24 protein-coding genes are annotated in these 25,406 nt (G+C 62.1%); 13 read left to right on the top strand and 11 right to left on the bottom strand.

Annotation, left to right across the window (positions count from 1 at the left end):
* Positions 1-31: 31 nt before the first annotated feature.
* The 7 genes from AUC43_RS09855 to AUC43_RS09830 form a co-directional block, all read right to left on the bottom strand.
* Positions 32-2,428 (bottom strand): transglycosylase domain-containing protein, encoded by a 2,397-nt coding sequence (locus AUC43_RS09855; RefSeq protein WP_082685022.1) that lies wholly within the window; start codon positions 2,426-2,428, stop codon positions 32-34.
* Between the two features lie 148 nt (positions 2,429-2,576).
* Positions 2,577-3,035 carry a hypothetical protein gene (locus AUC43_RS09850; protein ID WP_157781022.1) on the bottom strand — a complete coding sequence of 153 codons (459 nt, stop codon included), beginning with the start codon at positions 3,033-3,035 and terminating at the stop codon, positions 2,577-2,579.
* Positions 3,036-3,087: 52 nt separating this feature from the next.
* On the bottom strand, positions 3,088-3,480 hold the full coding sequence (locus AUC43_RS09845; protein WP_068192504.1) for a hypothetical protein: 393 nt from the start codon (positions 3,478-3,480) through the stop codon (positions 3,088-3,090).
* Positions 3,481-3,858: 378 nt separating this feature from the next.
* Positions 3,859-4,041, bottom strand: coding sequence for a hypothetical protein (locus tag AUC43_RS20940; protein ID WP_157781021.1), 183 nt, complete (start codon positions 4,039-4,041; stop codon positions 3,859-3,861).
* 74 nt (positions 4,042-4,115) lie between these two features.
* Entirely contained in the window at positions 4,116-5,771 is a 1,656-nt protein-coding gene (locus tag AUC43_RS09840; protein WP_082685021.1) for a DUF4153 domain-containing protein, read from the bottom strand.
* Between the two features lie 79 nt (positions 5,772-5,850).
* Positions 5,851-6,144 (bottom strand): winged helix-turn-helix domain-containing protein, encoded by a 294-nt coding sequence (locus tag AUC43_RS09835; RefSeq protein ID WP_068192498.1) that lies wholly within the window; start codon positions 6,142-6,144, stop codon positions 5,851-5,853.
* Positions 6,141-6,821, bottom strand: coding sequence for a hypothetical protein (locus tag AUC43_RS09830; RefSeq protein WP_068192494.1), 681 nt, complete (start codon positions 6,819-6,821; stop codon positions 6,141-6,143). The genes AUC43_RS09835 and AUC43_RS09830 overlap by 4 nt, the downstream gene beginning before the upstream one ends.
* A gap of 243 nt (positions 6,822-7,064) precedes the next feature.
* On the opposite strand from AUC43_RS09830, the gene AUC43_RS09825 reads away from it, so the two are divergent.
* The 3 genes from AUC43_RS09825 (at position 7,065) to AUC43_RS09815 (ending at position 9,528) form a co-directional block, all read left to right on the top strand.
* Positions 7,065-7,910, top strand: coding sequence for a hypothetical protein (locus AUC43_RS09825; protein WP_068192491.1), 846 nt, complete (start codon positions 7,065-7,067; stop codon positions 7,908-7,910).
* Positions 7,911-7,938: 28 nt separating this feature from the next.
* Positions 7,939-8,814, top strand: coding sequence for a UbiA family prenyltransferase (locus AUC43_RS09820; RefSeq protein ID WP_068192489.1), 876 nt, complete (start codon positions 7,939-7,941; stop codon positions 8,812-8,814).
* 87 nt (positions 8,815-8,901) lie between these two features.
* Complete coding sequence (locus AUC43_RS09815) at positions 8,902-9,528, top strand: hypothetical protein (RefSeq protein WP_068192487.1); 627 nt, start codon at positions 8,902-8,904, stop codon at positions 9,526-9,528.
* 242 nt (positions 9,529-9,770) lie between these two features.
* Here AUC43_RS09815 and AUC43_RS09810 read toward each other — a convergent pair whose 3' ends face one another.
* Both AUC43_RS09810 and rho read right to left on the bottom strand, forming a co-directional pair.
* On the bottom strand, positions 9,771-10,445 hold the full coding sequence (locus tag AUC43_RS09810) for a DsbA family protein (RefSeq protein WP_068192484.1): 675 nt from the start codon (positions 10,443-10,445) through the stop codon (positions 9,771-9,773).
* Positions 10,446-10,675: 230 nt separating this feature from the next.
* Positions 10,676-13,015, bottom strand: coding sequence for a transcription termination factor Rho (rho, locus tag AUC43_RS09805; RefSeq protein ID WP_068192481.1), 2,340 nt, complete (start codon positions 13,013-13,015; stop codon positions 10,676-10,678).
* 446 nt (positions 13,016-13,461) lie between these two features.
* On the opposite strand from rho, the gene serS reads away from it, so the two are divergent.
* A complete protein-coding gene (gene serS, locus AUC43_RS09800; RefSeq protein WP_068192479.1) occupies positions 13,462-14,739 on the top strand; it encodes a serine--tRNA ligase in 1,278 nt (425 codons plus the stop codon).
* Between the two features lie 56 nt (positions 14,740-14,795).
* On the top strand, positions 14,796-15,140 hold the full coding sequence (locus tag AUC43_RS09795; RefSeq protein WP_199243530.1) for a DUF2695 domain-containing protein: 345 nt from the start codon (positions 14,796-14,798) through the stop codon (positions 15,138-15,140).
* Positions 15,141-15,143: 3 nt separating this feature from the next.
* Here AUC43_RS09795 and AUC43_RS09790 read toward each other — a convergent pair whose 3' ends face one another.
* Positions 15,144-16,208 (bottom strand): glycosyltransferase family 9 protein, encoded by a 1,065-nt coding sequence (locus tag AUC43_RS09790; RefSeq protein ID WP_068192473.1) that lies wholly within the window; start codon positions 16,206-16,208, stop codon positions 15,144-15,146.
* Between the two features lie 127 nt (positions 16,209-16,335).
* Positions 16,336-18,168, bottom strand: a complete 1,833-nt coding sequence (locus AUC43_RS09785) for a helix-hairpin-helix domain-containing protein (RefSeq protein ID WP_071885864.1) — start codon at positions 18,166-18,168, stop codon at positions 16,336-16,338.
* Positions 18,169-18,400: 232 nt separating this feature from the next.
* On the opposite strand from AUC43_RS09785, the gene AUC43_RS09780 reads away from it, so the two are divergent.
* From AUC43_RS09780 to AUC43_RS09745, 8 genes are all read left to right on the top strand, one after another.
* Positions 18,401-18,715 (top strand): hypothetical protein, encoded by a 315-nt coding sequence (locus tag AUC43_RS09780; RefSeq protein ID WP_233254146.1) that lies wholly within the window; start codon positions 18,401-18,403, stop codon positions 18,713-18,715.
* A 239-nt stretch (positions 18,716-18,954) separates the two neighbouring features.
* Positions 18,955-19,587, top strand: a complete 633-nt coding sequence (locus AUC43_RS09775) for a thioredoxin family protein (RefSeq protein WP_068192468.1) — start codon at positions 18,955-18,957, stop codon at positions 19,585-19,587.
* A gap of 92 nt (positions 19,588-19,679) precedes the next feature.
* A complete protein-coding gene (locus AUC43_RS09770; RefSeq protein WP_082685018.1) occupies positions 19,680-20,726 on the top strand; it encodes an FAD:protein FMN transferase in 1,047 nt (348 codons plus the stop codon).
* A gap of 63 nt (positions 20,727-20,789) precedes the next feature.
* Positions 20,790-20,987 carry a DUF4266 domain-containing protein gene (locus AUC43_RS09765; RefSeq protein WP_335340919.1) on the top strand — a complete coding sequence of 66 codons (198 nt, stop codon included), beginning with the start codon at positions 20,790-20,792 and terminating at the stop codon, positions 20,985-20,987.
* 23 nt (positions 20,988-21,010) lie between these two features.
* Entirely contained in the window at positions 21,011-22,339 is a 1,329-nt protein-coding gene (locus tag AUC43_RS09760) for a DUF3570 domain-containing protein (RefSeq protein ID WP_157781019.1), read from the top strand.
* A gap of 138 nt (positions 22,340-22,477) precedes the next feature.
* A complete protein-coding gene (locus AUC43_RS09755; RefSeq protein WP_068192458.1) occupies positions 22,478-22,888 on the top strand; it encodes an EVE domain-containing protein in 411 nt (136 codons plus the stop codon).
* Positions 22,889-22,968: 80 nt separating this feature from the next.
* On the top strand, positions 22,969-24,576 hold the full coding sequence (locus AUC43_RS09750) for a hypothetical protein (RefSeq protein WP_068192456.1): 1,608 nt from the start codon (positions 22,969-22,971) through the stop codon (positions 24,574-24,576).
* A 182-nt stretch (positions 24,577-24,758) separates the two neighbouring features.
* Complete coding sequence (locus AUC43_RS09745) at positions 24,759-25,313, top strand: DUF4252 domain-containing protein (protein WP_082685016.1); 555 nt, start codon at positions 24,759-24,761, stop codon at positions 25,311-25,313.
* Positions 25,314-25,406 lie beyond the last annotated feature (93 nt).

Genomic DNA, 25,406 nt, shown 5'->3' with positions numbered 1-25,406 from the left:
TGCGTGGGCGGGCCCCAAGAGCAGGTGGCTGCTAGCGCCGCGGCAGGCTGTCGGGCACCCCGCCGCCAGCGCTGTTCATGCGCTCCAGCAAGTTGTCGGCGGCGATGGTGTCTACGGCTTCGGCGCGGCGGCGCGGCTCGCTGGGCGAGACGCAGTTGTATTTCTTGCTAATCTTGACGGTGGGCTTGGGGAAGGGGCCCGGGGTGTAGCCCAATTCCTTGTCGCGGTACACCTTCTCCATAAACTTGCCGAAGATGGGCAGCGCCGTGCGGCCGCCTTCGCCCTGCTGCGAGCCCGTGAAGTGAATGCTGCGGTCTTCGCCGCCCACCCACACGCCGGTCATCAGGTCCTTGGTCATGCCCATGTACCAGCCGTCGGAGTAGTTGGAGGTGGTGCCGGTTTTGCCGCCAATCTGGTTGTTGTTGCGCCAGAGCTCGTAGTCCCACAGGGCCTGCGAGGTGCCGCCGGGCTCTTCCATGCCGCCGCGCAGCATGTAGGTCATCAGCCACGCGGTTTCGGCCGAGACGGCGCGCTTCTGCACGGGGTCAAACTGCTTGATGACGTTGCCGTTGCGGTCTTCGATGCGGGTAACCAGGCGCGGCTCGCTGCGGAAGCCCGTGTTCATAAAGGTGCTGTAGGCGTTCACCATTTCAAACACGCTCACGTCGCCGCCCGAGCCGAGGCCGATGCTGGGCACCGCCAGCAGCGGGCTAGTGATGCCGACTTTGTGGGCGTACTTGGCCACGTTCTCCCAGCCCACTTTCTCGGTCAGCTGGGCCGTGACGGAGTTGACGGAGCGGGCCATGGCGTGGCGCAGCGTCATGTTGATGCCGGTGTACTCGCGCGTTACGTTGTCGGGCTTCCATTCCATGGGCTGGCCGTTTTCTACATAGTTGATGGTCACGCGCTTGTCCTGAATGCGGTCGCAGGGCGAGTAACCGTTGTCGATGGCCGTGAGGTACACGAAGGGCTTGAACGTGGAGCCGGCCTGCCGCTTGCCCTGCTTCACGTGGTCGTACTGGAAAAAGCGGTAATCGAGCCCACCCACCCAGGCCTTAATCTGGCCAGTGAAGGGGTCCATGCTCATCATGCCCGATTGCAGAAAGTGCTTGTAGTACGCCAGCGAATCGAGCGGCGACATCACCAGCGTGGTGTCGTTATCGTCGTGCTTCCAGGTAAATACCTTCATGGGACGCTTGGCGTGCAAGGCCGAATCCAGGCGCTGGGGCTGGTTTTTGTAGCGGTTGGCGAGGGTCTTGTAGCCCTCGGTGCGCTTTATCTGGGTTTCGATGAAGTCGGGGATTTCGTTGCCCTCGTCGTCCACCCAGGGGTTCTTGCCCTTGTTGCGCCAGAAGTTGTCGAACTGCCGCTGCAAGGCCTTCATGCGCTCGTGCAGCGCCTCCTCGGCGTGGGCCTGCATGCGCGAATCGATGGTGAGGTAGATTTTCAGGCCGTCGCGGTACATGTCGTGACCGGTGCTGTCGCACCAGGCGTCCACAAACTGGCTGATGGCGCTGCGGAAGTAAGTATCCGGCCCGTCGATGTGTTTCTCGACGTGGTAATCGAGCACAATAGGCGTGGCTTTGAGGGCCGTAATCTCGCTTTTGGGCAGCACCCCGGCGTGGCCCATGCGGTCGAGCACCACGTTGCGGCGGCGCAGCGCGGCGGCCGGGTGAAAGCGCGGGTTATAAGCCGTGGGGTTGTTGAGCACGCCCACCAGCATGGCGGCCTGCTCGGGCCTGAGGCTGTCGGGCGAGGTGTTGAAGAAGGTTTTGGCGGCTACTTTGATGCCGAACGCGCTGGAGCCGTACTCCACGGTGTTGAGGTACATCCGCAGAATTTCTTCCTTGGTGTAGCGCTGCTCCAGGTCCACGGCGGTGAGCCACTCCTTGGTTTTGGCCACGATGGTGCTCACCACCGGAATGTAGCCCAACGCGCCGCGGCTCTGCTGCCGGCGAATTTTGTAGAGGTTTTTGGCCAGCTGCTGCGTGATGGTGGAGCCGCCGCGCTTGTCGCCGCGCAGCGACGAAAAGGCCCCGCCCACCACCGCCTGCAGGTCGATGCCCGAGTGCTCGTAGAAGCGCACGTCTTCGGTCGCAATCAGGGCCTTAATCAGCAGAGGTGACATCTTGCTGAGCGGCACCGGCGAGCGGTTTTCGCGGAAGTACTTGCCAATCAGCACGCCATCGGAAGTGTACAGCTCGGAGGCTTGCTCCACTTTGGGGTTTTCCAAATCGCCCAGGCTGGGCGACTTGCCGAAGAGGAACATAAAATTGGTGCTCACCAAAAACGGGTACACCAGAAACAGAATCACGACAACGCCAAAGAGCACCCAGGCCCAGCTGGTGAGCCGCAGCGGCCAGCGCCGGCGCTTTTTCAGTTTCGTGCCGGTAGCAGGAGAAGTAAGTGGCGGTTTGAGGTCGGCCATGCGAGGCAACGTGTGGTAAACGGGGACGAATCCCTTCCGGGTACGACCCCGCTGCGAGGAAAGACAAATATACCAGCCCCCCACCTCAAAAGGTCAGGAGTAGGGAATGGCCACCCCGCAAAATTGCGTTTTGCGCGCTGCCCCGCCCCTACTGCCGCTGCCGGCCCGCCAGCAGGGCCTGGTGGTGCACGTTGCGCCGGGCCTTGGCCCGGCGGCGCTGCCAGCGCCAGCCCAGCTCGCCCAAAGCCAGCAAAATGATGCCCAGTCCCAGAAAATAGCTCCAATACAGCATACGGATTTGGCCCCGGGTGGGCGAATCCAGCTCCTGAAACAGTATCAGGCCCCAGAGCTCATCGAGCAACGTGAACACCCACACGGCCGTGGCAAAAACCCGCCCCACCCGGCCCAGCATGAGCTGCCAGTGCAACAGATAGAGCACCACGCCGGGCAAGGCCGACAGGAGCACCAAAGGCGCTTCTTTCACCAACGGCAGGCCCAAAAAAATGATGCTCAACGTTTCCTTCAGCACTTGCGCACCAGCCAAGGACCGGCCCAAGCGCGAAAGTTTTGGAGCGTACGGCAGCGGGTGCAAGTGAGAAGTGGGCATAGGGCTAACCGGAACTAAGTAACCGTTGAGCCGCCAATATACTGATATGCCGTTAGTAACGGCGAGTCATCATGCGCGTGGACTGGCAGCGCCATGTGAGTATCACAATGAGCAGTCCTTTTACGGAATCGAGCAATAAATTGCCAGGCTTTCCGAAAGTATAATAAATGCCAATTCCGATACCTATCCACCACAAGCCCAGCAGGTAACACCACGTCGCGTAGCTGGGCCGCCGCTGCCACACCTGGCCCGCTGCCACCAAGGCGGCCAACGACACAAACAGCAGCAGCCAAGCCACGATATAGGCTAGAAAAGCCGTTTCGGGACCGTATTTCGCCCCAAATTGGGCCAGGGTGAAAGCGGGGGCAAAAAAAGCACCTCCCGTCAGCGCCAGCTCAATGAGCAGGCCAACGCAGAGCACAACCAAAAGCAACGTACGGGGCATACGGCAAAGGCAAGCGTGAAGTCGTCACGGGCCTTTCTCATTTTGGGAAGCCCAACGGGGCACCAAACTAAACAATTAACTTGATTTAATCATTATTCGGGCCATTAGGTCGCAGCTTTACAGGTAAGCTATAACAGTTGACTGTTTATGCCTTAGGTAGCGCATTGGCTCAGCTTCTCATGGGCAGCGTCTTCTTTAGAACCTATTTCTGCGCGGCACTTCTTCACCGGATTAGTCCAATACCGGCTTTCCAGCTTTGAGACAGCTTACCGGGAATAGCCCAAACGGACACACGGCAATGCCCGCGAGCAATTCTGAGCTAAAGCCCGAAGAATGCTGGCTATTGCCTGGACCATAGCAGCATGAGTTGGGTAAAGGCTAGGAGCAGCAGCCCCAGCAGCACCACGGTGGCGGGCAATACCCGCGCACCAGGCGCTGGCGCCTGGCCGCCGGGGTAGGCGCCCGTTCCTGCCAGGTGAGCACCAAGCCCAGCGCGGCCACATCGCCGACGCAAAACAGCAGGCCCAGCAAGGTAAGGGCAATTTGAGGGAGGGAAGTCATTGGATTGAGGTGGGTTTGGAAAAGATTCATGCGGACGGCTCAAGTCGTAAGCCACAGAACACTGACGGTAAAGGCTACTGGATCCCAGTTAGCTGCTTGTAGGTCTGCCAGTTGGAGAGAGTGCGGCCCTGCCAGTCGGGGTGGGCTTCGTAGCGGTGTTTCCAAAGGGCCACGGCCGCATCGAGGCGGCGCTGGGCGTCGGCGGCCGGAAGGAGTACCGCGCCATTCCCGGTGTCGGCGGTGAGCTGGGGCGTGTGGTTGAGCAGCTCGCGGTGGGACACCAACGTGGGCAGCACGCGGCCGGGCATGTCCAGCAGAAAGCCGATGTCAATGCTGCGAAAGCGGGGCTGCAGGTTGTAGCTGGCAATCCAGACTTCCCAGTTGCCCGCGGCCAAAAGCAGCAGGGCGGCGTAGGCGGCCAGCGAATTGAGCCGAATCAGGCTGTAGGCCGAGCGGCGCTGCCAGATTTTGAGCAGCACCGTGCCCAGCCCAAAGAATACCAGCAGCAGAAAGAAGCACACCCCGATGCGCTTGTAGGCCAGGCCACAATGCAGGATGTAATAGTAGTTGCGCAGCCCAACTGATATGGCGAGCACCGCGTTTTGCAGCACCCACACAGTGGCGCCCCAGCGCAGCCACGGCAGCCCGGGCTGGTAGAAGTTCAGGTTGCGGCGGAAAAACCAGAGCACGATGCCCATGGCCAGCAGAATGCTGAAGATGAGCACGTAGGTGCCCTCGTGCACAAACTGGGTGAGGTCGAAACCGGGTTTGGGCACAAAGCCAAACCACAGCCAGTTCACGTCGATGGCATTCACCACCAGCAGCAGCGCATTCACCAGCCCGAACACCGCCGCGGCGGCCACAAACTCCTTGCGCAAATCCAGGGCGCGGGTGGTGCGATGCTGGAAATTGGGCCGGCGCACGGCAAACGAAGCCACCCGGTCGCGCTGCCGCCGGATGAATTCGCCAAAGCGCGATTCGTGGTCGGCAAGCAGGTACACCGGCACCATGACCACCGCCCCGGCCGTAACCAGCACGCCCAGCGTGAAAAACACCAGATGGGCCAGCGACACCTCCGGCAGCAGCCACAGCAGAAAGTCGGCCACCGCCGCCACGACGCGGCGGCTGAGCGCCTCGTACCGCGGGTTGGCCAGCACAAACAGGATATGGAAGGCCCCCAGCACCACCAGCGGCACCACCAGCATGCGGGCATAAAACCACCCGCGGCGCACACGGCCGCTGGCATTGCGCGGCGCCCGCAGCCCCAGCAGCACCCGCGGCCCCGCCTGCGCCGCACTGCCCAGCGCCGTGAGCAAGGCGTAGGGCAGCAGCTTCAGGTGCGGCTGGTTGACGTAGCCCAACAGCAGGAGCACCGAGGCCAGGCAGGCCAGCGCCGCCACGGCCGAGCCGTACACCGCCATCATCGCCCCGCTGAACAGGCTGCCGCCCACCATGAGCCAGAAGTAGCCCGAGCGCCGCACCGCCGCCACCCTTGGCAACAGCACGAGCTGCGCCGCCACCAAAAAGACGGTGAACACCAGCATATTCGGCCCACCCTTTTCCAACCAAAACAGCCAGTCGAACAGGAGGGCGCCCAGGGGCAGCAGCAGCTTTTGAGCCATGCTGAGCGGAGCATAGACTGGCGCCGCGGCCGCAATAGCAGCCGGCGATACCGGACGGGCCGATTGGCCAGCCGGCCACGGCGCAGAGGGTTGGGCTAGATCTGTCATGATTAAGGTATGTTAAAGAACTTTGTGTTTCAAAGTGAATAGGCAAAAAAAAGAGCGTATTGATTCCTTTGTTCGTTTTTCAGGGGCGCAGCAGCTTCTCCAGCGTGCTTAGGTGCTGCTGAAAAGCGGCCTTGCCCGCGGCGGTGGCCGTGTAGGTGGTGTTCGGTTTCTTGCCGATGAATTGCTTGTTCACGTGGACGTATTCGGCCTTTTCGAGGGCGGCTACGTGGCTGGCCAGGTTGCCGTCGGTGAGGTCGAGCACCTCTTTGAGGTCGTTGAAACTCACCGATTCGTTGGCCATCAGGACGGCCATTACGCCCAGCCGCACGCGGTGGTCGAAGGCCTTGTTGAGCGTATGGATGAGGTGCTTCACCGGACAACTGCGGAGTTAGCCGCCGCGCCGGCCGTGCCCGGCCGCTCGTAGCGGTTGTACATAACCAGGCCGTAGCCAATGTGGCCCAGGCCAAAGCCAAGCGCAAAGAAAAGCAGCCCCCAGCCGGGCAGCAGCATGCACACCAGGCCCAGCCCAATCTGAGTAAGCCCCAGCCAGCGGATTTCGTCCAGGGTAAACTTGCTGGCATTGAGCAGCGCCAGGCCGTAAAATATCAGCAGGCCCGGCACCACCATGGCCGCATCGCTGCCGAGGTACAGCCGCAGGCAAAACAGCCCGCCCACCACCAGCGGCACCGCCAACGATGCCACCAGGCGCCGGGCCGGGCCGTTCCACATCGGTTGGCCGTCGTGCTTGGTGCGGCGCTGGGTAAAGAAATACGCCACCAGCAGTGCCACGCCTATCATCACAAACGACAGCAACAGCAGAAACGGCAGCGCCGCTTGCCGCTCCTGCACCGAGCCTTGCATCAGGTGCAGGTAGCCGTCGGAATAATGGCTTTTTAGGTAGAAGTGGCCCACCGCGGCGCCCGCCAGCGCCACCACCCCGGCCCCTACCCCACTCAGCCCCGACAGCGACAAATAGCGCGAGCTGCGGTCCATGATGGCGCGGATTTCGGTGAGCTGGGCAAGCGGGTCAGGATTAGCGGCGGGCTTCATAGTGTTCGAAGTGCTTTGGGATGCAAAGTTGGAGAAAAGAAATGATATCTTTAGTACCACCTTTTTCTTTTTTCTTAAACGACAAGCTTAATTTTTTAATACCTACCTAGCGGCATGGGCAAAGCAAGGTAACCTGGCTATTGCCAGCCACCGTTGCACTCAATTGATAGGCCAGCTTATAAAGCTATTTCCCAGCAACAGAAAATATCGTCGGCACCGGCTGTTTCTGCGTATCCATGGGCCATGCGCCTCCGCCTTCGTTTGTTTGAATTTGAGGACTTGCCGTGGTTCCCCACCGTTATCCGGGCCGGGATGATGGACTACCTGCGGTTCATGATTTCGGCGCTGGGTACCTACCGGCCCATCGCGCCGCTGCTGGCCGAAGGCCTGCGCCGCACCGGCCAAACCGCGCTGCTGGAACTCGGCGCCGGCGCGGGCGGTGGCACCGAAACCGTGTGGCGCGCCCTGCAAGCCGAAGGACTGGCCGACGTCACCGTGACCCTTACCGACCTCTACCCCCAGCCCGCCGCCTGGGCCGACATCGCCCAGCGCACCCAGGGACGCATCGGCCACGAGCCCGCGCCCGTGAATGCCCTAGCCGTGCCCGCGCACCTCACGGGCTTTCGGGTTATTTTTTCCGCGTTTCACCATTTTCCTCCTGCCGCGGCCCAGGCCCTGCTGCACGATGCCGTGCGGGCGGGTACCGGCATTGGGGTATTTGAGGGGGCTGGCAAGCATTGGGCTGAATTGCTGTTGGCCTGGACGGTGCTGCCGGTAGCTCAACTGCTGCTCACGCCTTTTTTCCGGCCCTTCCGCCTCAGCCGCTTGGTGTTTACCTACCTCATCCCGCTCATTCCGCTCTGCACCATTTGGGACGGCTCTGTCTCGCTGCTGCGCATGTACTCAACCCAGGAGCTGCTGGCGTTGGCCCAACAGGCTGACCCCACCCAGCAATTCACCTGGCAGGCCGGCAAAAAACGACACTGGTGGGGCCCCGAAGTCACTTATCTGATAGGCTGGCCCAACGCTCCGCTCAATGAAGAGTTGAGAATGAGGAATGAGGTCTTACCAGAGCCACCTTTGCACTAATTCTTCATTCCTAACTCCTCATTCCTAATTGAGAATAGAAAGCTACCGTCGGGCACTGCCGCTGCTCCGCATCCCGTTTTCCATTTACCTCATGCCCGTGTTCTGGTTTGGGCTGAGCGCCCTGCGCGGGCCCTGGAGCGGGTGGAAAGCCGCCGGGGTGTTTGTGGTGCTGCACCTGCTGGCTTACCCGGCCTCCAACGGCTACAACTCCTACTACGACAAGGACGAGGGCAGCATTGGCGGGCTCAAGGCGCCCCCGAAAGTGACGCCCGAGCTGCTGCACCTCGTGTGGCTGTTCGATGCGCTGGCCGTGGCCGGAGCCGCGCTGCTTTCGCTGCCTTTTGCGGCGCTGGTGGTGCTGTATCTACTGATATCCAAAGCCTATAGCTACGACGGCATCCGGCTCAAGAAGTACCCGCTGCTGAGCACGCTGGTAGTGGTGCTGTTCCAAGGGGCCTTCACTTTTTTGATGACGCAGGTGGGCGCCGGCGCATCCTGGGCCCAGCTCAGCGACGAAACCAACCTGCTGCTGGCACTGGTGAGCACGCTGTTTTTGTGCGGCTCCTACCCGCTCACGCAGGTGTACCAGCACGACGAAGACGCCCGGCGCGGCGACTGCACCCTGAGCTTGCGGCTGGGCATTCGGGGCACGTTCGTGTTTGCGGCGGTGGGGCTGCTGGCGGGGGCTGCTACCCTGGGCCTGGCCTACTGGCTGCGCCAGGAAATACGGCCGCTTCTGATATTTCTGGTGGCCACCGGACCGGTCGTGTGGCTGTTCGGCCGCTGGGCCTGGCAAGTATGGCACGACGAGCGAGCGGCCAACTTTGAGCACACCATGCGCATGAACCAAGTGTCGTCGTTGTGCCTGAGTGCCGCTTTTGTGGCCATGTTGCTCTGGCGCTGAGCAGCTTGAGCGGCCAAGTCGTAGGCCACCTTCTGCCGGCTTGCCACGTACTTTGAGCCAGTCGTTGTTGCCTTAGCTTCCCCTCGTATGCGTATTGCCTGGTTTGCCGTGCTGCCGCTGCTAGCGGCCTGTAATTCGACGCCCTCAGCCGTGCACGAGGGCAGCATTTCCCGTATTGCGGACCGGAACAAACCCGATACCCCGGCCCTGCCGCCACCCGATTCCACCCGCGCGGCCGCCGTAAACGCCCAAGCCGATACCCTGGTCACGGCGAAGCAAGTGCATTTGTTCAGCCAGCCGGGCGGCAAGCCCGACGTATTCCGCCTGGTGCTACGGGGCCCGTCGGTGCTGGAGGGTGCCGCCACGTTCACCATCACCGATGCGAGCGGACAGGTCATTTTTCGGGAAAGCCTCAGCGCCGCCGACCTGGAAGCACCCATGGTCTATGAGATGAAAACCCCGACCGCGACGCCAGCCGAACGCGAAGCTTTTATGCGGCGGCGCATCCGCGAGTTCTTCCGGCCAGCTCAATTTTCCAGCCCGGCCGTGCCAACCGCCGCCCCCTACCCCACCGGCCCCGAAGCGCCCGACCACGCCACCTGGAACGACCTGCGCAAACGGCCCGACAGTATTCGCTTCACCTACCTGGTGGGCAAAGAAGACCGGCGCAGCATCGCGTGGTCGCCCCTGAAAAAACAGGTGGTGCGACTGTGACGCTGCGTTTTTTCAATGAGGAATGAACGACACTCCCCTCCTTAGCTAATGAGGGGATGTTGCCGCGCCTGCGGCAACTGGGGTGGTTGAAACGTTGCACGATGGACGAACGATTCCAGCCCAACTCGTTCGGGTGTCGTTGGCTGCGCCGTCCTTCGGTTCAACGAAGGCAACCACCCCCGTTTGAGCTGTAGCTCAAACATCCCCTCCTCGACTGAGGAGGGGAGTTATCCGTCAAGTCCTCATTCTTCATTAAGCGCAGCCTCACTGAGAAGCTGCTCGAGCCCCTGCCGCACCTGCTCATAGGACTGGTAGCCGCGGGCTAGCACATAGCCTTGCTCTCCGATGCGCACCACACTGGTTGGAAAACCCTGCACACCGATGCGGGCCACGGCTGCAAATTCCTGTTGGATAGCGCGGGCCGTTTCGGGGGCGGCAAAGCGGCGATGAAACTCCACCGCATCTACTCCAAACGGCGCCAGCAGGTCGTTGTAGGTGCTGGGGTCGTTCAGGTCCTGGCCGTCGCGGAACAGCGCCACCTGCACAGCATGGGCAAAAGCCACTGCGCGGGCCGGGTCCTGGGTAATCTGGCGGAAGGCTACGATGGCCCGGCTCGGCGGCTCGGAGTCGTACACGTAGCTCCCTTCTTCACCCAGGGCCCGGAGGCCGGCCCCAAACTGCACGCCGGTGGCCTTTTCTACATCGGCCAGGGCGTTTTGGAGAAACTCCCAGGTCTCGGCAATGGGCGCAACTTGCTCGCCGGTGGCCATGCCTCCGCAGAGCACCGACACATCGAGACGCCCGGCAAACTCGGCCTGCACGCGGTTAATAACCGGGCTCATGCCGTAGCACCAGCCGCAGAGCGGGTCCTGAATGTAGAGCAGTTCGGGGAGGTTGGCGGGAGCAGCAGTGGCCATGGCGTCAAAATTATTTGAGCCAAAATTACGCCTTCCCAGCGCCGGCAGGGCCATTGTGCGGCGATGGCGTCAACTCCTCAGTAAATTATATTCCGATTGTTGAATTTAAAACACCGGCCGCTGGTTTGCTAGTCGTTATGTTATTGAATGACTAAGTGCCGATTATTAGCTATCAAAAAAGCCCGCTGCAGTGATGCAACGGGCTTTTTTATTGAATGCAGGCTTGGGCTTTAGCCGTTCATGGAAATGAGGAATTCCTCGTTGTCCTTGGTGCCTTTGATGCGGTCCTTCAGGAATTCCATGGCCTCGGTGGCGGTCATGTCCGACATGAACTTGCGGAGCACCCACACGCGGCTCAATTCGTCCTTGCTCATGAGCAGGTCTTCGCGGCGGGTGCCGGAAGCCGGGATGTCGATGGCCGGGAACACGCGCTTGTTGGCCAGCTTGCGGTCCAGCTGCAGTTCCATGTTGCCGGTGCCTTTGAATTCCTCGAAGATAACCTCGTCCATCTTGGAGCCGGTTTCGATGAGGGCCGTGGCGATGATGGTGAGCGAGCCGCCGCCTTCCACATTGCGGGCCGCACCGAAGAAGCGCTTGGGCTTTTGCAGGGCGCCGGCGTCGATACCACCCGATAGGATGCGCGACGAGCTGGGCTGCACCGTGTTGTAAGCCCGCGCCAAGCGGGTGATGGAGTCGAGCAGAATCACCACGTCGTGGCCGCACTCCACAAGGCGCCGGGCCTTGTCGAGGGCCATTTCGGCGATTTTCACGTGGCGGTCAGCCGTTTCGTCGAAGGTTGAGCTAAGCACCTCGGCCTTCACGGTGCGGGCCATGTCGGTTACTTCCTCGGGACGTTCGTCGATGAGCAGAATCATCAGGTACACCTCGGGGTGGTTTTCCGAAATGGCGTTGGCCACTTCCTGCAACAGCACGGTTTTACCGGTCTTGGGCTGGGCCACAATCAGGCCGCGCTGGCCCTTGCCGATGGGCGCAAACAAGTCGAGCACGCGGGTGCTGATTTGGCTGGACTTCGTGCTCAGCTTCATGCGCTGGTCGGCGAAGAGCGGGGTGAGGTGGCTGAACGGCACCCGGTCGCGGACTTCTTCCACGGTGCGGCCGTTCATGCTGTCTACGCCCACCAGGGCAAAGTATTTCTCGCCTTCGCGCGGGGGGCGGATGGTGCAAATCACCGTGTCGCCGGGCTTCATGGCAAACTGCTTCACCTGCTGCGGCGACACGTAGATGTCGTCGGGCGAGGACAGGTAGTTGTAGTAGGGCGAGCGCAGGAAGCCGTAGCCGCCGTCGGGCATCAGCTCAAACGTGCCGCCGCCGGGCACCACCAAATCCAGGTCTTGGCGGGCGGGGCGCTGGGGCTCGCGCTGCTGCTGCGGTTCGCGCGGTTCGCGCTGGGGCTGGTCGGTGCGGGGCGTGCCGTCGGGGTTGAGGGCGCGCTGCTGGCGCTGCAGGTCGCGCTGGGCGTAGCGCTCCTCGCGGGTCAGGTTGCGGTTGTCGCGGTCGTTGCGGGGCTGGTCGGTACGCGGCTCGCGCGGCTGGCCTTCGCGGTTCTCGCGGGGTTGGTCGTTGCGCGGCTCCCGGGGCTGGTCATTGCGCAGTTCGCGTGGCTCCCGGTTGTCGCGGGGCTGGTCGTTCCGGGGCTCCCGCGGTTCACGGGGCTCGCGGTTTTCACGCGGCTGGTCGTTGCGGGGGCGCTGCTGGTCACGGCCGTCGCGCCCGTCCCGCACTTCGCGGTTGTCGCGCTCGAACCGGTCGGCGCGGTTCTCGCGGCGGTCGGCAAAGCCGTTGCCACCGAATTCGCGGCGGCTTTCGCGGCCATTATCGCGGCCATCAGCACCGTTTTCGGAGGGAGCAGTAGCGGCTTGGGCAGCGGCGGCAGCTTCGGCAGCCGCTTTTTCAGCAGCCATTTCGGCGGCGCGCTGCTCCGTGATGGGGCGACCAGCGCGGTCTACCCGCTCCCGGCGCGGGCGCTCGGGGCGGCCGGCATTGTTAGTTTCCGACTGCTCAGCACCGTTATGTTGCTCGGCGCCATTAATCTGTTGGTCGGCGCTGGGGGCTGCGTCGGCACTGGTTTCGGTGGCGGGTGCGGCGAGCACGGGCTCATTGGCCAGGGAGGCGCCGGTAGCATCTTGGGCCGGCACCAAGGCCAAGCCTTCGATGGGGTCTAATATTTCCACGGTAGCGGCGGGGGCAGCCTGGGACACAGCAGCTTCGCGGCGCGGCTCGCGCGGCTGGCGTGCCGGGGCTTTGGCTGCCGGGGGCGCTACGTCCGAGAAAGGCTGCTCGGCCGTGCTCGGGGCCGGGCGACGCCCGTTGGGCTTGTTGCCATTGGCGCGGGTCGGGGCGGCTTCGGCCACGGGCGCTTCAGCCACTGCGGCGAGGGCCGGCGCGGGGGCGTCTTGCTCGGCGGCGCCGGGGGTCAGGGCCTGCTGGTCGAGGATTTTATAAATCAAATCCTGTTTGCTGAGCCGCTTGAAGTTGCCCACATTCATTTGCTCGGCAATCTCTTTGAGGTCGGACAGCAGCCGGTCCTTCAACTCGTTAATGGTGTGCATAAAGGGAATAGGGGAGAAACATCGGCTTAAAGCGAGGGGGCTGGCTGCCCAGGAGGCCCGCTTGGGGGCTCAAAAAGCCAGCTACGGCACGAAAGCGGCCAGGCCGCGATAAAGCATTGGCAGGAAACGCGGGCTATAAAGTATAGCAGCGCGCGGCGCGCAATGGAATAAGCAAGAAATGAGGTGCGAAAGGGGACCGCTGGGTAATCAGCAAAAGACGGGCCGGAGGCGAACGCTGAGGTCCGCGGTTCCTGCCACGGCGGCCGGTTGCTAGCGCAATGTTAGCGCATTACGGGCAAACCGCCAAATCGGATACTTGATGGCAAAGGTTTAACACCGGCTGGCGCAAAATAAGTTGCGGCAAGCTTCGCAAGCCCCACGGCAACAAGCCTGTGGTTCCGCCCGGTTTTACTTCCGACATTTGCCCGCATTCCACTACGCCCCCTATGCTGCAGATTTCCGTTCTCCGCGACCAGACCGAGCTTGTGCTGGCTGGCCTTGCCAAAAAACATTACGCCACCGGCCCCGCCGACGTCGCCGCCATCCTCGACCTGGACCAGCGCCGCCGCTCGCTCCAAACCACCCACGACGCTTCTCAGGCCGAAGCCAACGAGCTGGCCCGCCAAATCGGGGGCCTGATGAAATCGGGCGACAAAGCCGGCGCCGAAACCCTCAAGGCTCGCACCGCCGAGCTCAAGCAGCACACCCAGGCCGCCGCTACCGAGCTGGCGCAAGTAGAAAAAGAGCAGCAGCAGCTCCTTTATAAGCTCCCCAACCTGCCCCACGCCAGCGTGCCCCAAGGCCGCTCGGCCGCCGATAACGAGGTAGTGCGCGAGCACGGCAGTAAGCCCAACCTCGGCCCCGACGCCCAGCCGCACTGGGAGCTGATTAAAAAGTATGACATCATTGATTTTGAGCTGGGCAACAAAATCACCGGCGCCGGCTTCCCGGTCTACAAAAACCAAGGCGCCCGGCTCCAGCGGGCCCTCATCAACTTCTTTCTGGACGAGGCCCGCAATGCCGGCTACACCGAAATGCAGCCGCCGATTCTGGTGAACGAGGCCAGCGGCTACGGCACCGGCCAGCTCCCCGACAAGGAAGGCCAGATGTACCACGACGCTAAGGACGACCTCTACCTCATTCCCACGGCCGAGGTACCGCTGACCAATATTTACCGCGACGAAATCATTCCCGTCGACAAGCTGCCCGTGCGTATGGCCGGCCACACGCCCTGCTTCCGCCGCGAGGCCGGCTCGTGGGGCGCCGACGTGCGCGGCCTCAACCGCCTGCACCAGTTCGACAAGGTAGAAATCGTGCAAATCACGGAGCCCGACCAGAGCTACGACGCCCTGGAAGCCATGCTCGCCCACGTCGAAGGCCTGCTAAAGCAGCTCAACCTCCCCTACCGCGTGCTGCGCCTCTGCGGCGGCGACATGGGCTTCACCTCGGCCCTCACCTACGACCTCGAAGTGTGGAGCGCCGCCCAGGGCCGCTGGCTGGAAGTAAGCTCGGTGTCGAACTTCGAAACCTACCAGGCCAACCGCCTCAAGTGCCGCTACCGCGCCGACGGCGGCAAAACCCAGCTGCTGCACACGCTCAACGGCTCGGCCCTGGCCCTGCCCCGCATCGTAGCTGCCCTGCTGGAAAACAACCAGACCAGCACCGGTATCGACTTGCCGCTGGTGCTGCACAGCTACTGCGGTTTCGAGCGAATTGAGCTGTAATTGAGCTAATTCCTTTGTATAAGAAGGCCCGGTCATTACATTGGCTGGGCCTTCTTGTGTTCTATCGCAGCGCGCGCTATCAATTTAAAAGTCGAAAGGCTATGCCATCCCAAGAAGACAAGCAACGCCGGAAGGCCTTGCAAAATCAGCTAAATGAAGAAGCCAAAGCTAGCAAGCTAGCGTCTCTTCCCATGCCAAAGGAGAAACTGGCGGTTTACTTCGATTATTTAGACCAGGAATTGACTGAGCATGGATGCGACGACACTTTGCACTTAACAAAGCAATTTGCCGAGGCTGAAGGGCTGGCATTTGAACCCATCAAGCTTTGGTTGTCGGACTATGGTGGATACTGCGACTGTGAGGCACTAGCCAACGTCGAAGAGCAATTCGAACACCTTTAGTTTTTACCGTCCATCGCGGGCAGGCGGCAAATCCAGGTCGAGGTTCTGGTCGCGCATGCACTTAAAATGGCCTTGCGGGCATTTATCAAAGCCGATTTTGGAACACGGCCGGCACGGCAGGCCTTTTACTTCCAGCACTTTGAATTCGGTGCGGTAGGGGTACATGCCAAACTCAGGCACGGTATTGCCCCACACGCTGAAAATCTCCTTGCCGAAAGCGGCCGCAATGTGCATCAGGCCGGTATCGTGGCTCACCACAAATTGCGCCTGCCGCAACAGCGAGGCCGACTGATGCAGGGTATAGCGCCCGCAACCATTAACAATGAGCGGCTGAGCGGCTGAGTGACTGAGTGGCTTTTCTGGAAAACGGTACGGTCTGTCGGGAATGGTAGCCACGGGAGCTGCTGCCGTGGCTGCTTTCGTCGCAAAGGCCTGCTCAATGATATGGCCAATGCTCTCGTCTTCGGGGCCGCCGAGCAGCACGATGGGTCGGGCCAGCTTGGCGCACAACTCAATTAGCTTTTCGACCGGGAGGCGCTTGGTAGCGTGCTGAGCCCCGATGGCCACCGCCACGTATCCCCGCTGGAAAGCCGCGGGCAGGGTATTCAGCTCAACTTCCTGCCCTTCCGGAATGAAGTAGTCGAGCCCATGGCCGTCGTCTTTCACGCCAAGCATCGCGGCCGCCTCCAGATAGCGCTGCACGATATGCACGCGCGGCAACCGGTCAATCTTGAAATTAACCAGCAGCCACTTCTGCCAGTTGAGCTTGTCGAAGCTGTTGCCGGGCACGCCCAAGCGCATCTTGAGCAGGGTGGTGCGCAGGTTGTTGTGCAGGTCGACCACGAAATCGAACCGCTCGGCGTGCAGCTCGCGCACCAGCTGGCCGAGGCTGCCGGTAAGGCAATGCACTTTGGTGATGTATGGATTGGGCTCCAGCAGGCCGCGGTAGCCGGGCTTGGTGGCAAAATGGACTTCCGCGTTGGGCACCTGCTGGGCCAGCGCCCGCACCACGGGCGTGGTGAGCACGATGTCGCCGATAGAGGAAAAGCGGAGAACGAGGATTTTCATGGGATAACAGAACGACCAACTCCCCTCCTTAGCAAGGAGGGGATGTTTTCGCGCAGCGAAAACGGGGGTGGTTGGGTCGTTGAACGATGCCTGAACGAAACGTTCGAACGATTCCAGCGCAAGTCGTTCAACGCCCACAACCACCCCAGCTGGCGCTTCGCGCCAGCGTCCCCTCCTTGGTAAGGAGGGGAGCTTGACGTTTACTCAAACAACGACTTTTTGTATTCCAGCGGGGCTTGATAGCGGCTTTTCGTTTTTCAAAGTAGGCCGCGGCTTCCTCCACCGACTTCGCGTTGAACGTCATTTCCTTGGTCAAAAATCCCTTGCGGCCCATGAGCACGCCGTAGCGCATGTCGGCGTATCCGTCGGTATGATGGGCGTCGGGGTTGATGCTGAGCATCACGCCCTGGTCGTGGGCGTAGCGCACCCAGCGCCAGTCGAGGTCGAGGCGCCAGGGGTTGGAGTTGATTTCGATGATGACCTGGTGCTTGGCGCAGGCGTCGATGACGGCTTTATAGTCGATGGGGTAGCCCTGGCGGCGCAGCAGCAGGCGGCCGGTGGGGTGGCCCAGCATGGTGGTGTAAGGGTTTTCGATGGCGCGCAGCAGGCGTTCGGTGGCTTTGCGCTCGTCCATTTTCAGGTTGGAGTGCACGGAGGCCACGATGAAATCGAAGCTGGCCAGCACGTCAGACGGATAATCCAGGGAACCATCGCTGAGAATGTCGCTCTCGATGCCCTTGAAGATGCGGAAGGGCGCGAGCTCGGCGTTGAGCTTGTCGATTTCCTGGTGCTGCTGGCGCACGCGCTCCACGCCGAGGCCGTTGGCATAATGCGCGGCCTGGCTGTGGTCGCAGATGCCGAGGTACTCGTAATTGTGGTCGCGCAAGAAGGTGGCCATCTCGCGCAGGCTGTGGTTGCCGTCGGAATAGGTGCTGTGGTTGTGCAGGGAGCCGCGCAGGTCGCTGTCTTCGAGTAGGCGGGGCAGCTTTTTCTCGGCAGCCAGCTCAATTTCGCCCAGGCCTTCGCGCAGCTCGGGCACGATGAATTGCAGGCCGGCTTTCTCGTAGAGGGCTTCTTCCTGCTGGAATGTTTCGCGGCGGGCCCACTGGCGCAGCGTGGCCGGGGCCCCGCCGCCGTGGCCCTGCACGCCGGGCAGCGGCTCGTTTAGGTGCTCCTCGGCGGCCGAGTTCAGGAATAGCTCGGTGGTGAAGGCTTCGGCCGTGGTGAGCAGCACCTCCACCTGCACGCCCGACTCGGTGGCCGTGCCGCGCCAGGCAAACGGGCCGGAGCGGTGCGGGTTGGGTGTGAGGCCCTCGAGGGAGTTGAGCAGCAGGTGGGCCTGGGCCGGGCGGTCGGTGGCGGCCACGAGGCGCACGGTTTCCACGGTTTCGAGGCGGCGGCGGATTTCGCCGGCCACGGCTACTTTCTCAGTTTTTAAGCCGTTGCGCAGCTGCTGGCACAGCTGTTCGGCCAGGCTTTCGGCCTGCGGGTACAGCAGCTTGCCCTTGCTTTGGCCGGCAAACTCGAGGGCTTCCAGTATGGAATCCTGGGTCTTTTTGCCGAAGCCCTTGAGCTTACTCACCAGGTCTTTTTCGGCGGCTTCGCGCAGCTGCTCGGCGCTTTCGATGCCCAGGTCGCGCCACAGGGCCCGGATTTTCTTCGGGCCGATGCCTTTGATGTTCAGCATCTCGACCACGCCGGGCGGGGTGATTTCGAGCAGATGGCGCAGCTCCGGAAACGTGCCGGTATCGAGCAGTTCGGCTACTTTGGCGGCGGCGGTTTTGCTCAGGCCAGTGCGGTCGGGCAGGCCGGAGCGCTCGATTTCCGACACCGGGAAGCTCAGGGCGTCCAGGGCGTTGGCCGTGCCTTCGATTGCGCGGATTTTAAAGGGGTTTTCGTCGTGCAGCTCCATGAGCTGGGCAGCCAGCTTGAAGGCGCGGGTCAGGGCGCGGTTATCCACGGGGAAGGGGTTTTGTGGGAACGAATGTAGCGTACACTGCTGCTTACGCGGCTTGCGCGCCAATGGCCAAACCAGCCCAACTAACGTACCTACTTGATTCGCCTTACCTTTCAGGCCCTACACTTCGCAGAAATCAATGCTTAGGTTGCGTTCTCTCTTCCGGCTGCTGCTGCCTCTCCTGCTCGTTTTAGCTGCCAGCTGCCAGCGCCGCCGCGCCGTTCCCATCCCAGCCATGAAGAAACTCGAAGGTACCTGGCTCCTTTCCAGGGAGGAAAACAGCGAAGACATCCTCGTGTACCGGCCCAATACTTACGCCTTTCCGCCTTCGCGGGGCCGGACGGGCTTTGCCATCAAGCCCTACGGGCGGTTCGAGCAGTTCGACATCGCGCCCACCGATGGCCTGGCGGGGCGCCCCGGCGCCTGGACCCTCGACCGCGGCACGCACCTCCGCGTCAACCTCACCGAAGGCCCCGACCCCAGCTATACCCTGGAAATCGTGTCGCTGGACACCGTAAAGCGCATCCTGAAGGTGCGCCGGTTGCCCTAGCGCCCGCGCCGTTTCTCAGCCCCTGGGTGCGTTGTGGCCGGGTTCTTGCCAATTCGGAGGACCCGAGTACTCATGGCATTTTCCTGATGCGATAAGACCTTTAGCCCCGACGGGTGGTTCTAAAGCTTGAAATTGAGCTAACCTGCCACAAGGCGGAGCTTCAACCGCTGCCTTGGGCCGCCGTAAGAACTGACCGGCTCGGGATTTTGCTATCCGTTTCACATTTTATGCCTTTCCGCATGTCCTTTATTCCTTCCGTAAGTCCCGTTCGGGCATTTGTTCTGGCCCTGGGCCTGGTGGCCGCCCATTCGGTACAGGCACAGCAGGCAGCCGTGAAGGTCAAAACCAAAACCTCGGACGCCGCCGGCAACACCGTCAGCAAAAGCAAAGTGGTAACGCCTGCTCCCGTGGCCAGCGCCCCCAAGCCGGTGTCGCCCCTGGTTTCGTCGCCGCAAGTGATTTTGCCCGCGCAGGCCGACGGCAACACCACCTGGCTGACCGACCTGAGCGCCGCCCAGGCGCAAGCCAAAGCCACCAAACGGCCCATTCTGGCCGTTTTCTCCGGTTCCGATTGGTGCAAGCCCTGCATCATCTACGAGCAGGAGGTGTTTGCAAAGCCCGAATTTGCTGCCTACGCCAAAGACCGGCTGGTGCTGGCTCACTTCGACTTTCCGCGCCAGAAGCGCAACCAGCCCACTGCCGCCCAGGTTAAGCTCAACGAAGCGGCCGCCGCGCAGCTCAACCGCGAGGGCGACTTCCCGCTGGCCGTCGTTATCTCGCCTGAGGGCAAGGTGCTGGCCAAGACCGGCTACATTGCGGGCGGCCCCACGGCCTTCGAGGCGTACCTTAAAAAGGTAGTGCCCACGCTGTAGGCAGAATCGGCTTTTTTAAAGATTTCACAAAGCTTCGTAGGGGTCGGCCGGCTTTTCCGACTCTATCCGTTATCGTCACCTATTGATGCTCCATGCCGAGTTGGAAGCCCGCCCCCGTCTTAACCCTGCTGCTGAGCCTCTTGTTGTTCAGTGGCTGCCCCGGCCGTGCCCAAACCGCTCCGCAACGACACACCTTCACGCGCAGCGCCCACCTCATGGGCTCCCGCTTCACCTTCACGGTGGTGGCGCCCGACGACTCCACCGGCCAGCGGGCCCTGCGGGCCGGCCTGAGCGAGGTGCAGCGCATCGACCACCTCATGTCGTTCTGGGATTCTACTTCCGAGGTAGTGCGCATCAACCGCATGGCAGGGGTGCGGCCGGTGGCGGTGTCGCCCGAAACCTTCGACCTTATCAACCGCACGCTGCGGCTCTCGCGGCTCAGCGACGGCGCGTTCGACATCACCTTCGCCAGCGCCGACAAGCTCTACAAGTTTGACCGGCAGCCGCACGCTGGCCTGCCCGATTCGGCGCTGGTGCGGGCGTCGGTGCGGCGCATTGGCTGGCAAAAAATCAAGCTGGACCCAGCTCAACACACGATGTACCTGCCCGAAAAAGGCATGCGCATCAACCTGGCGGGCATTCTGCAGGGCTACGGCATCCGGCGGGCCAAGCAGGTGCTGGAAGCCAAAGGCATCAAGGGCGGGCTGCTGAACGGCTCGGGCGATATCTATTGCTGGGGCCGGCAGGCCGATGGCTCGCTGTGGCGCGTGGCCATCGGCGACCCTGACCACCCGCGCAGCGTGGCCGCCTGGGTTGACGTGACCGACGTGGCTGTGGTGACGGCCGGCAACTACGAGCAGTACTTCACGGTGGGCAGCCAGGTCTACGGGCACATCATCAACCCGCACACCGGCTACCCGTCCATTGGGCTGCGCTCGGTCACCATCATCTGCCCCGATGTGGAATTGGCCGACGGCTTAGACGAAGTCGTCTTCGTGAAAGGCCCAACCGCCGGTCTGGCGTTCATCAACGGCCTGAAAAACGTTGATTGCGCGTTGATTACCGACGACAACCGCACGCTGGTGTCCAAGGGCATGAAACTGAATTATTACCGCGGCAGCGCTACCACCCATCCCTGATTCTTAGTATTGCTAGCTGTGAAAAAGTCTTTGCTCCTCTCCTGTCCGCGCCTGGGGCTGGCGCTGGTGTTGCTGCCGCTGGGCGCCGCGCTGCCCAGCTGCGTGTCGGTGGCCGCGTACCAGAAAGTATATCTCAACGACGAGGATATGAAACTGAGCAGCAAAATCGTGGAAACGCCCGAAACCAATTTTGAGAGCTACCGCGAAGGCGCCGGTGGGGCCAACGGCGGCAAAGTAGGCGGCGGCTGCGGCTGCAATTAATCATCCGGATGTCGCTTATGACGGTGAAAAAACTACTCGCCACGCTTGGTATCTGGAGTGCCCTGGCGGCGCCGGCTCTGGCCCAAACTACGCCCGGCACCACCCAAAACCCCAACCGCATCGACGGCTACGGCGCGCCCGTGAGCCCCTCGGTGCCCGTGAACCGCGCGGCCGATGAAACCACCATCGACATAATCGGCGGCTACTACCGGCAGGACGGCACCCACGGCGCCGTGGAAGGCGGCCGCGGCACCGAGCACCTCACCGACGTGCCGCCCGCCATCATCGTCAACGTGCCGCTGGATACGGTGAGCCGGCTGACGGCTAACGTAGGCGCCGACTTTTACGCCTCGGCATCGACCGACCGGATTGACTTTGCGCTCTCCACGCCTTCGGCGCACGACACCCGCTTTCACGGCGACTTCGGCTACAGCCGCGAGCACAAGTACAAGGGCACTATTTGGGGCGTGGGGGCCGGCGTTTCGAAAGAGTACGACTACTTCTCGGTCAACGGCACGGGCTCATTTGCCAAAACCTCGCGCGACGGCAACCGGCAGCTCAGCCTGGCCGGCCATATTTTCCTCGACCAGGTAACATTGATTACGCCCATTGAGCTGCGCACCACCCCCACTCGCGGCAAAAGCGAATACGGCACCGACACCCGCCAGACCTACAACCTCACGGCCACCTACTCGCAGGTGCTCACCAAGCGGCTGCAGGCGGCCATCAGCACCGAGCTGGTTTCGCAAAACGGCCTGTTGAGCACGCCCTTCCACCGGGTGTATTTCTACGACAGCACCACGCCCAACCCCGTGACGTCAGTAGACGCCGCTAATTTCTCGTCGCGGGTGCCCACCGCGCCCAAAACCGAGCTGCTGCCCCGCTCCCGCTTCAAGTACCCCATCAGCCTGCGCCTAAACTACTTTGCTACTGATGTGGTGCAGATTCGGGCCTTCTACCGCTTGTACAACGACAATTTCGGCATTACGGCCCACACCGCCGAGCTGGAACTGCCGGTGAAAGTCACGCCGTTTTTCGTGCTCTACCCCTTCTACCGCTACCACACCCAAACGGCCGCCAAGTACTTCGCGCCCTTTTTGCAGCATTCCATCAGCGACGAATTTTATACTTCGGATTACGATTTGTCCGATTTCAGCGCCAACAAAGTGGGCCTGGGTTTGCGCTACTCGCCGGTGTACGGCATTAGCCGCTTCCATGTGCCGGGCCAAAACGCGGCGGGCCAGCCGCGCATCATGCGCCTGAAATCGCTGGACCTGCGCTACGCCCACTACCAGCGCAGCACCAACCTAGTGGCCAACATCGTGAGCTTCGACCTGGGCTTTGCGCTCTAATACGAGAGGCATATGAGGCGATAGCCGTTGGATTTATTTTCTTTGTGATGTGCAATACAGCGGCCGGCCGGCATCTATGCCTGTGTCGGCCGTTGGCATTGGGCCCGGTTGGGCCATTTCATCGCCCCAGTCCCTTTTATGAAGCATTGGCTTGTTAAATCTGAACCCGAAGCCTATTCCTGGGCCACGTTTGTAGCCGAAGACGGCACCGCCTGGACCGGCGTGCGCAACTACCAGGCCCGCAACAACCTGAACCTGATGCAGCCCGGCGACCTGGTATTGTTCTACCACAGCGTGAGCGAGAAAGCCGTGGTGGGCATTGCCGAGGTAGCCGCCCTGGCCGCACCCGACGCCACCGCCGAAGCCGGCTCGCCGTGGGTGGCCGTGGCCCTGCGCCCGGTAGAGCCGCTGCCCCAGCCCGTGAGCCTGGCGCAGCTCAAGGCCGATGCCCGGCTGGGCGAGCTGGCCCTGCTGCGCCAGTCGCGGCTGTCGGTGCTGCCGGTGCGGCCCGAAGAGTTTGACGCGGTGCTGGCCCTGAGCGCAAAATAAACCAGGCTTTCGCAGGACAGAAACGCCCCATTCGGTTGTAGCTTTAGAGTAGATAATACTCGTTGGAGTAGTTTTTTCAGTTGGATTTTACGGCGTACGGACATGAAACTTCGCTACTTTTCCTACTGCTCTCCTACTCGGTGCTGGCCAGCCTGCCGGCCGCGCGCGCGCAGAAGCGCCCCGATGCGCCCACGCCGCCCGATGCCCCCGCGCAAACGGCCCGCACCGAACTGCCTTTAACTGCGTTTGAAAGCGAAGTGCACGTGCAGGCCCTGCCCGCCGACAGCACCGTGGTACTGCTGGTGGGCCGCAACAAGGGCCTTTCCAACAAGTCTACCTTCGGGTTTCAGCAGTACGACAAAGACCTGCACCTGCGCCACGAGCTGGCGCTGGAAATGCCCCAGGAGTTCGGCTTCACGCGCATGTGCGCCGAGGGCAACACGGTGTACGCCCTGTTTACCTCCACCAGCACGCCGGGGCGGCTGTTTGCGGCGGCCTACAACGGCCGCTTGGGCCAGGTGCGCACCCAGCAGTACGACACCCGCCTGAGCCGCGAAATCGTGGACCTAAAGGCGCTCGATGGTCGCCTGTTTGCCACGGTGCTGCTCAACGACCAACTCCACGTCACGGCCCTGCTGCTCGACGTGGCTTCGGGCCAGATGCAGTACCTCTCGTCCATCTACGAGCCGCTGCCCACCCAGCTCACCTTCGTGGCCGACGCTGCCAGCCGCCGCGCCGAGTACGTGCTGAGCCAAACCAACGGCCGCAAGTCGCGCCTGCTGCTCAAGCAGCTCACCGACCGCGGCCAGCTCGTGAGCTCCGAATTTGTGCAGGCCGAAAGCGAGCGGAGCCTCATCACCGCCCAGCTCACGCCCCCGCAGGACACCACTGCCCGCCTGCTCATGGGCACCTATTCCCTGCGCGACCCCAGCTTTGCCCAGGGGCTGTTTGCCACCGACCTGCGGCCCACCGCGGGCACGGGCGCCAAGCCGCCACTACGCTTCTACGATTTCCTGCACCTGAAGCACTTTTTCGACTACCTCAAGCCCTCGCGCCAGGCCCGCCTCCGCGAGCAGACGCAGCGCCGGGTGGCCCGCTCGGAACCGCCCAAACGGTGGCACTACCGCCTGCTGCTGCACGAGCTGCTGCCCCAGCCCGACGGCGGCTACGTGCTGGTAGCCGAAGTGTACTATCCCCATTACCGCTACAATAGCTACGGCAACCTGCCGCCCTCTTTTTACAACGGCCCCCAGTACGGGTACGGCAATGGCAACGCGCGCGTCTTCGACGGCTACCAAACCACCCACGCCCTGGTGTGCGGGTTCGACCGGTCCGGCACCTTGCTCTGGGACAACACCTTCGTGGTAGAAAACCTGCGCCGCACCGACCTCGAAGAAGCCGTGCGCCTGCAGCCCCTGCCCGACGGCCGCCTCGTGCTGGCCTACATCGACGAGGAAAAGCTGCGCTACAAGGTGATAAACCGCGCCGAAACTTCTTCCAACGACCATGAGGTTCCTCTCCAGACCGGCACGGGCGCCACGGCCGCTGCCGAACGCGTGAGCGACACCTCGCAGGCCGATTTGCTGCCGTGGTTCGGCACCCGATTCGTTGCCTCCGGCTACCAGCGCATCCACGTAGACCACGGCCCCGACCGGGAAGTATTTTTCCTGAATTCGGTGGCTTTCTAGGCAAGGCCGTGCGGGCACCGGCCGGACCAAAATATTGAGCTGCTATTCATTATAAATGGCCGGCTTCTCGCTCCATTCGGGCAGGGAAGCCGGCCTTTCTTTTAGCTCAATTCCCGGATAAAGGCAACCGTAGCGAGGCTAGGGCGCGTAGAACGCACCTATCTTCTCGCCACCTTTGCCTCATGATTACAAAACTCCGACTCCCTGCCCTCTTCCTGTTTTTGCTAATGGTGGGCTGCCGCGCCGCTGGGCCCGGCTCGCCGGCTCGCACCGTGGCCTCGTTTTTTTCTAAGTATGAAGGCCGCGAAGGCTTCAAAACCACCGAATGGTCGGCCGACTTGCTTCAGCGCCTGGCCCTGGTGAAAGCCGCCAAGCTGCTCGGCGGCTCCGACCTTACCGATGCCATCACGGGCATCCGCTCGGCCAAGGTCATCAGCTTTGCGCCCACCTCTGGCGCGGCCCGCGAGCTGGCCCAGCAGGGCCTGCGCCAGGAAGCCACCGGCATTTTGCAGGGCGAGAAATACACGCCGCTTTCCACCTCCGGCTTCGGCGGCAGCGACTACGCCGTGTCCACCCGCGGCTCGGGCGACAAGGTCTCGGAGTTTGCGGCCCTGGGCTCCCTGCCCGATGTGGCCGATTCGTTTGTGCTGGTATCGGTGCAAGGCAATTTCACCAGCAGCCAGGTAGCAGCGCTGAGCAAGTACCTGCCTCAGATTGTGCAGGCTACTAGTAAGTAAGGTTGTCCTGCAACGCGGCGCCTCACGCACGCGAAACCTCACCCCCGGCCCCTCTCCCGCGGAGAGGGGAGCCACGGCACAAATGTTAGCTCA

Source organism: Hymenobacter sedentarius (genome assembly GCF_001507645.1).
GTDB classification, from domain to species: Bacteria; Bacteroidota; Bacteroidia; order Cytophagales; family Hymenobacteraceae; genus Hymenobacter; species Hymenobacter sedentarius.
The sequence above is the reverse complement of the archived record's forward strand: the minus strand, read 5'-3'. Positions and strand labels throughout refer to the sequence as shown.

Bases quoted from the DNA above. Each gene is read 5' to 3' on its own strand.
- AUC43_RS09855 (WP_082685022.1), bottom strand. From the start codon at position 2,428: ATGGCCGACCTCAAACCGCCACTTACTTCTCCTGCTACCGGCACGAAA.
- AUC43_RS09850 (WP_157781022.1), bottom strand. From the start codon at position 3,035: ATGCCCACTTCTCACTTGCACCCGCTGCCGTACGCTCCAAAACTTTCG.
- AUC43_RS09845 (WP_068192504.1), bottom strand. From the start codon at position 3,480: ATGCCCCGTACGTTGCTTTTGGTTGTGCTCTGCGTTGGCCTGCTCATT.
- AUC43_RS20940 (WP_157781021.1), bottom strand. From the start codon at position 4,041: ATGACTTCCCTCCCTCAAATTGCCCTTACCTTGCTGGGCCTGCTGTTT.
- AUC43_RS09840 (WP_082685021.1), bottom strand. From the start codon at position 5,771: ATGACAGATCTAGCCCAACCCTCTGCGCCGTGGCCGGCTGGCCAATCG.
- AUC43_RS09830 (WP_068192494.1), bottom strand. From the start codon at position 6,821: ATGAAGCCCGCCGCTAATCCTGACCCGCTTGCCCAGCTCACCGAAATC.
- AUC43_RS09825 (WP_068192491.1), top strand. From the start codon at position 7,065: ATGCGCCTCCGCCTTCGTTTGTTTGAATTTGAGGACTTGCCGTGGTTC.
- AUC43_RS09815 (WP_068192487.1), top strand. From the start codon at position 8,902: ATGCGTATTGCCTGGTTTGCCGTGCTGCCGCTGCTAGCGGCCTGTAAT.
- AUC43_RS09810 (WP_068192484.1), bottom strand. From the start codon at position 10,445: ATGGCCACTGCTGCTCCCGCCAACCTCCCCGAACTGCTCTACATTCAG.
- rho (WP_068192481.1), bottom strand. From the start codon at position 13,015: ATGCACACCATTAACGAGTTGAAGGACCGGCTGCTGTCCGACCTCAAA.
- serS (WP_068192479.1), top strand. From the start codon at position 13,462: ATGCTGCAGATTTCCGTTCTCCGCGACCAGACCGAGCTTGTGCTGGCT.
- AUC43_RS09790 (WP_068192473.1), bottom strand. From the start codon at position 16,208: ATGAAAATCCTCGTTCTCCGCTTTTCCTCTATCGGCGACATCGTGCTC.
- AUC43_RS09780 (WP_233254146.1), top strand. From the start codon at position 18,401: ATGAAGAAACTCGAAGGTACCTGGCTCCTTTCCAGGGAGGAAAACAGC.
- AUC43_RS09775 (WP_068192468.1), top strand. From the start codon at position 18,955: ATGTCCTTTATTCCTTCCGTAAGTCCCGTTCGGGCATTTGTTCTGGCC.
- AUC43_RS09770 (WP_082685018.1), top strand. From the start codon at position 19,680: ATGCCGAGTTGGAAGCCCGCCCCCGTCTTAACCCTGCTGCTGAGCCTC.
- AUC43_RS09755 (WP_068192458.1), top strand. From the start codon at position 22,478: ATGAAGCATTGGCTTGTTAAATCTGAACCCGAAGCCTATTCCTGGGCC.
- AUC43_RS09745 (WP_082685016.1), top strand. From the start codon at position 24,759: ATGATTACAAAACTCCGACTCCCTGCCCTCTTCCTGTTTTTGCTAATG.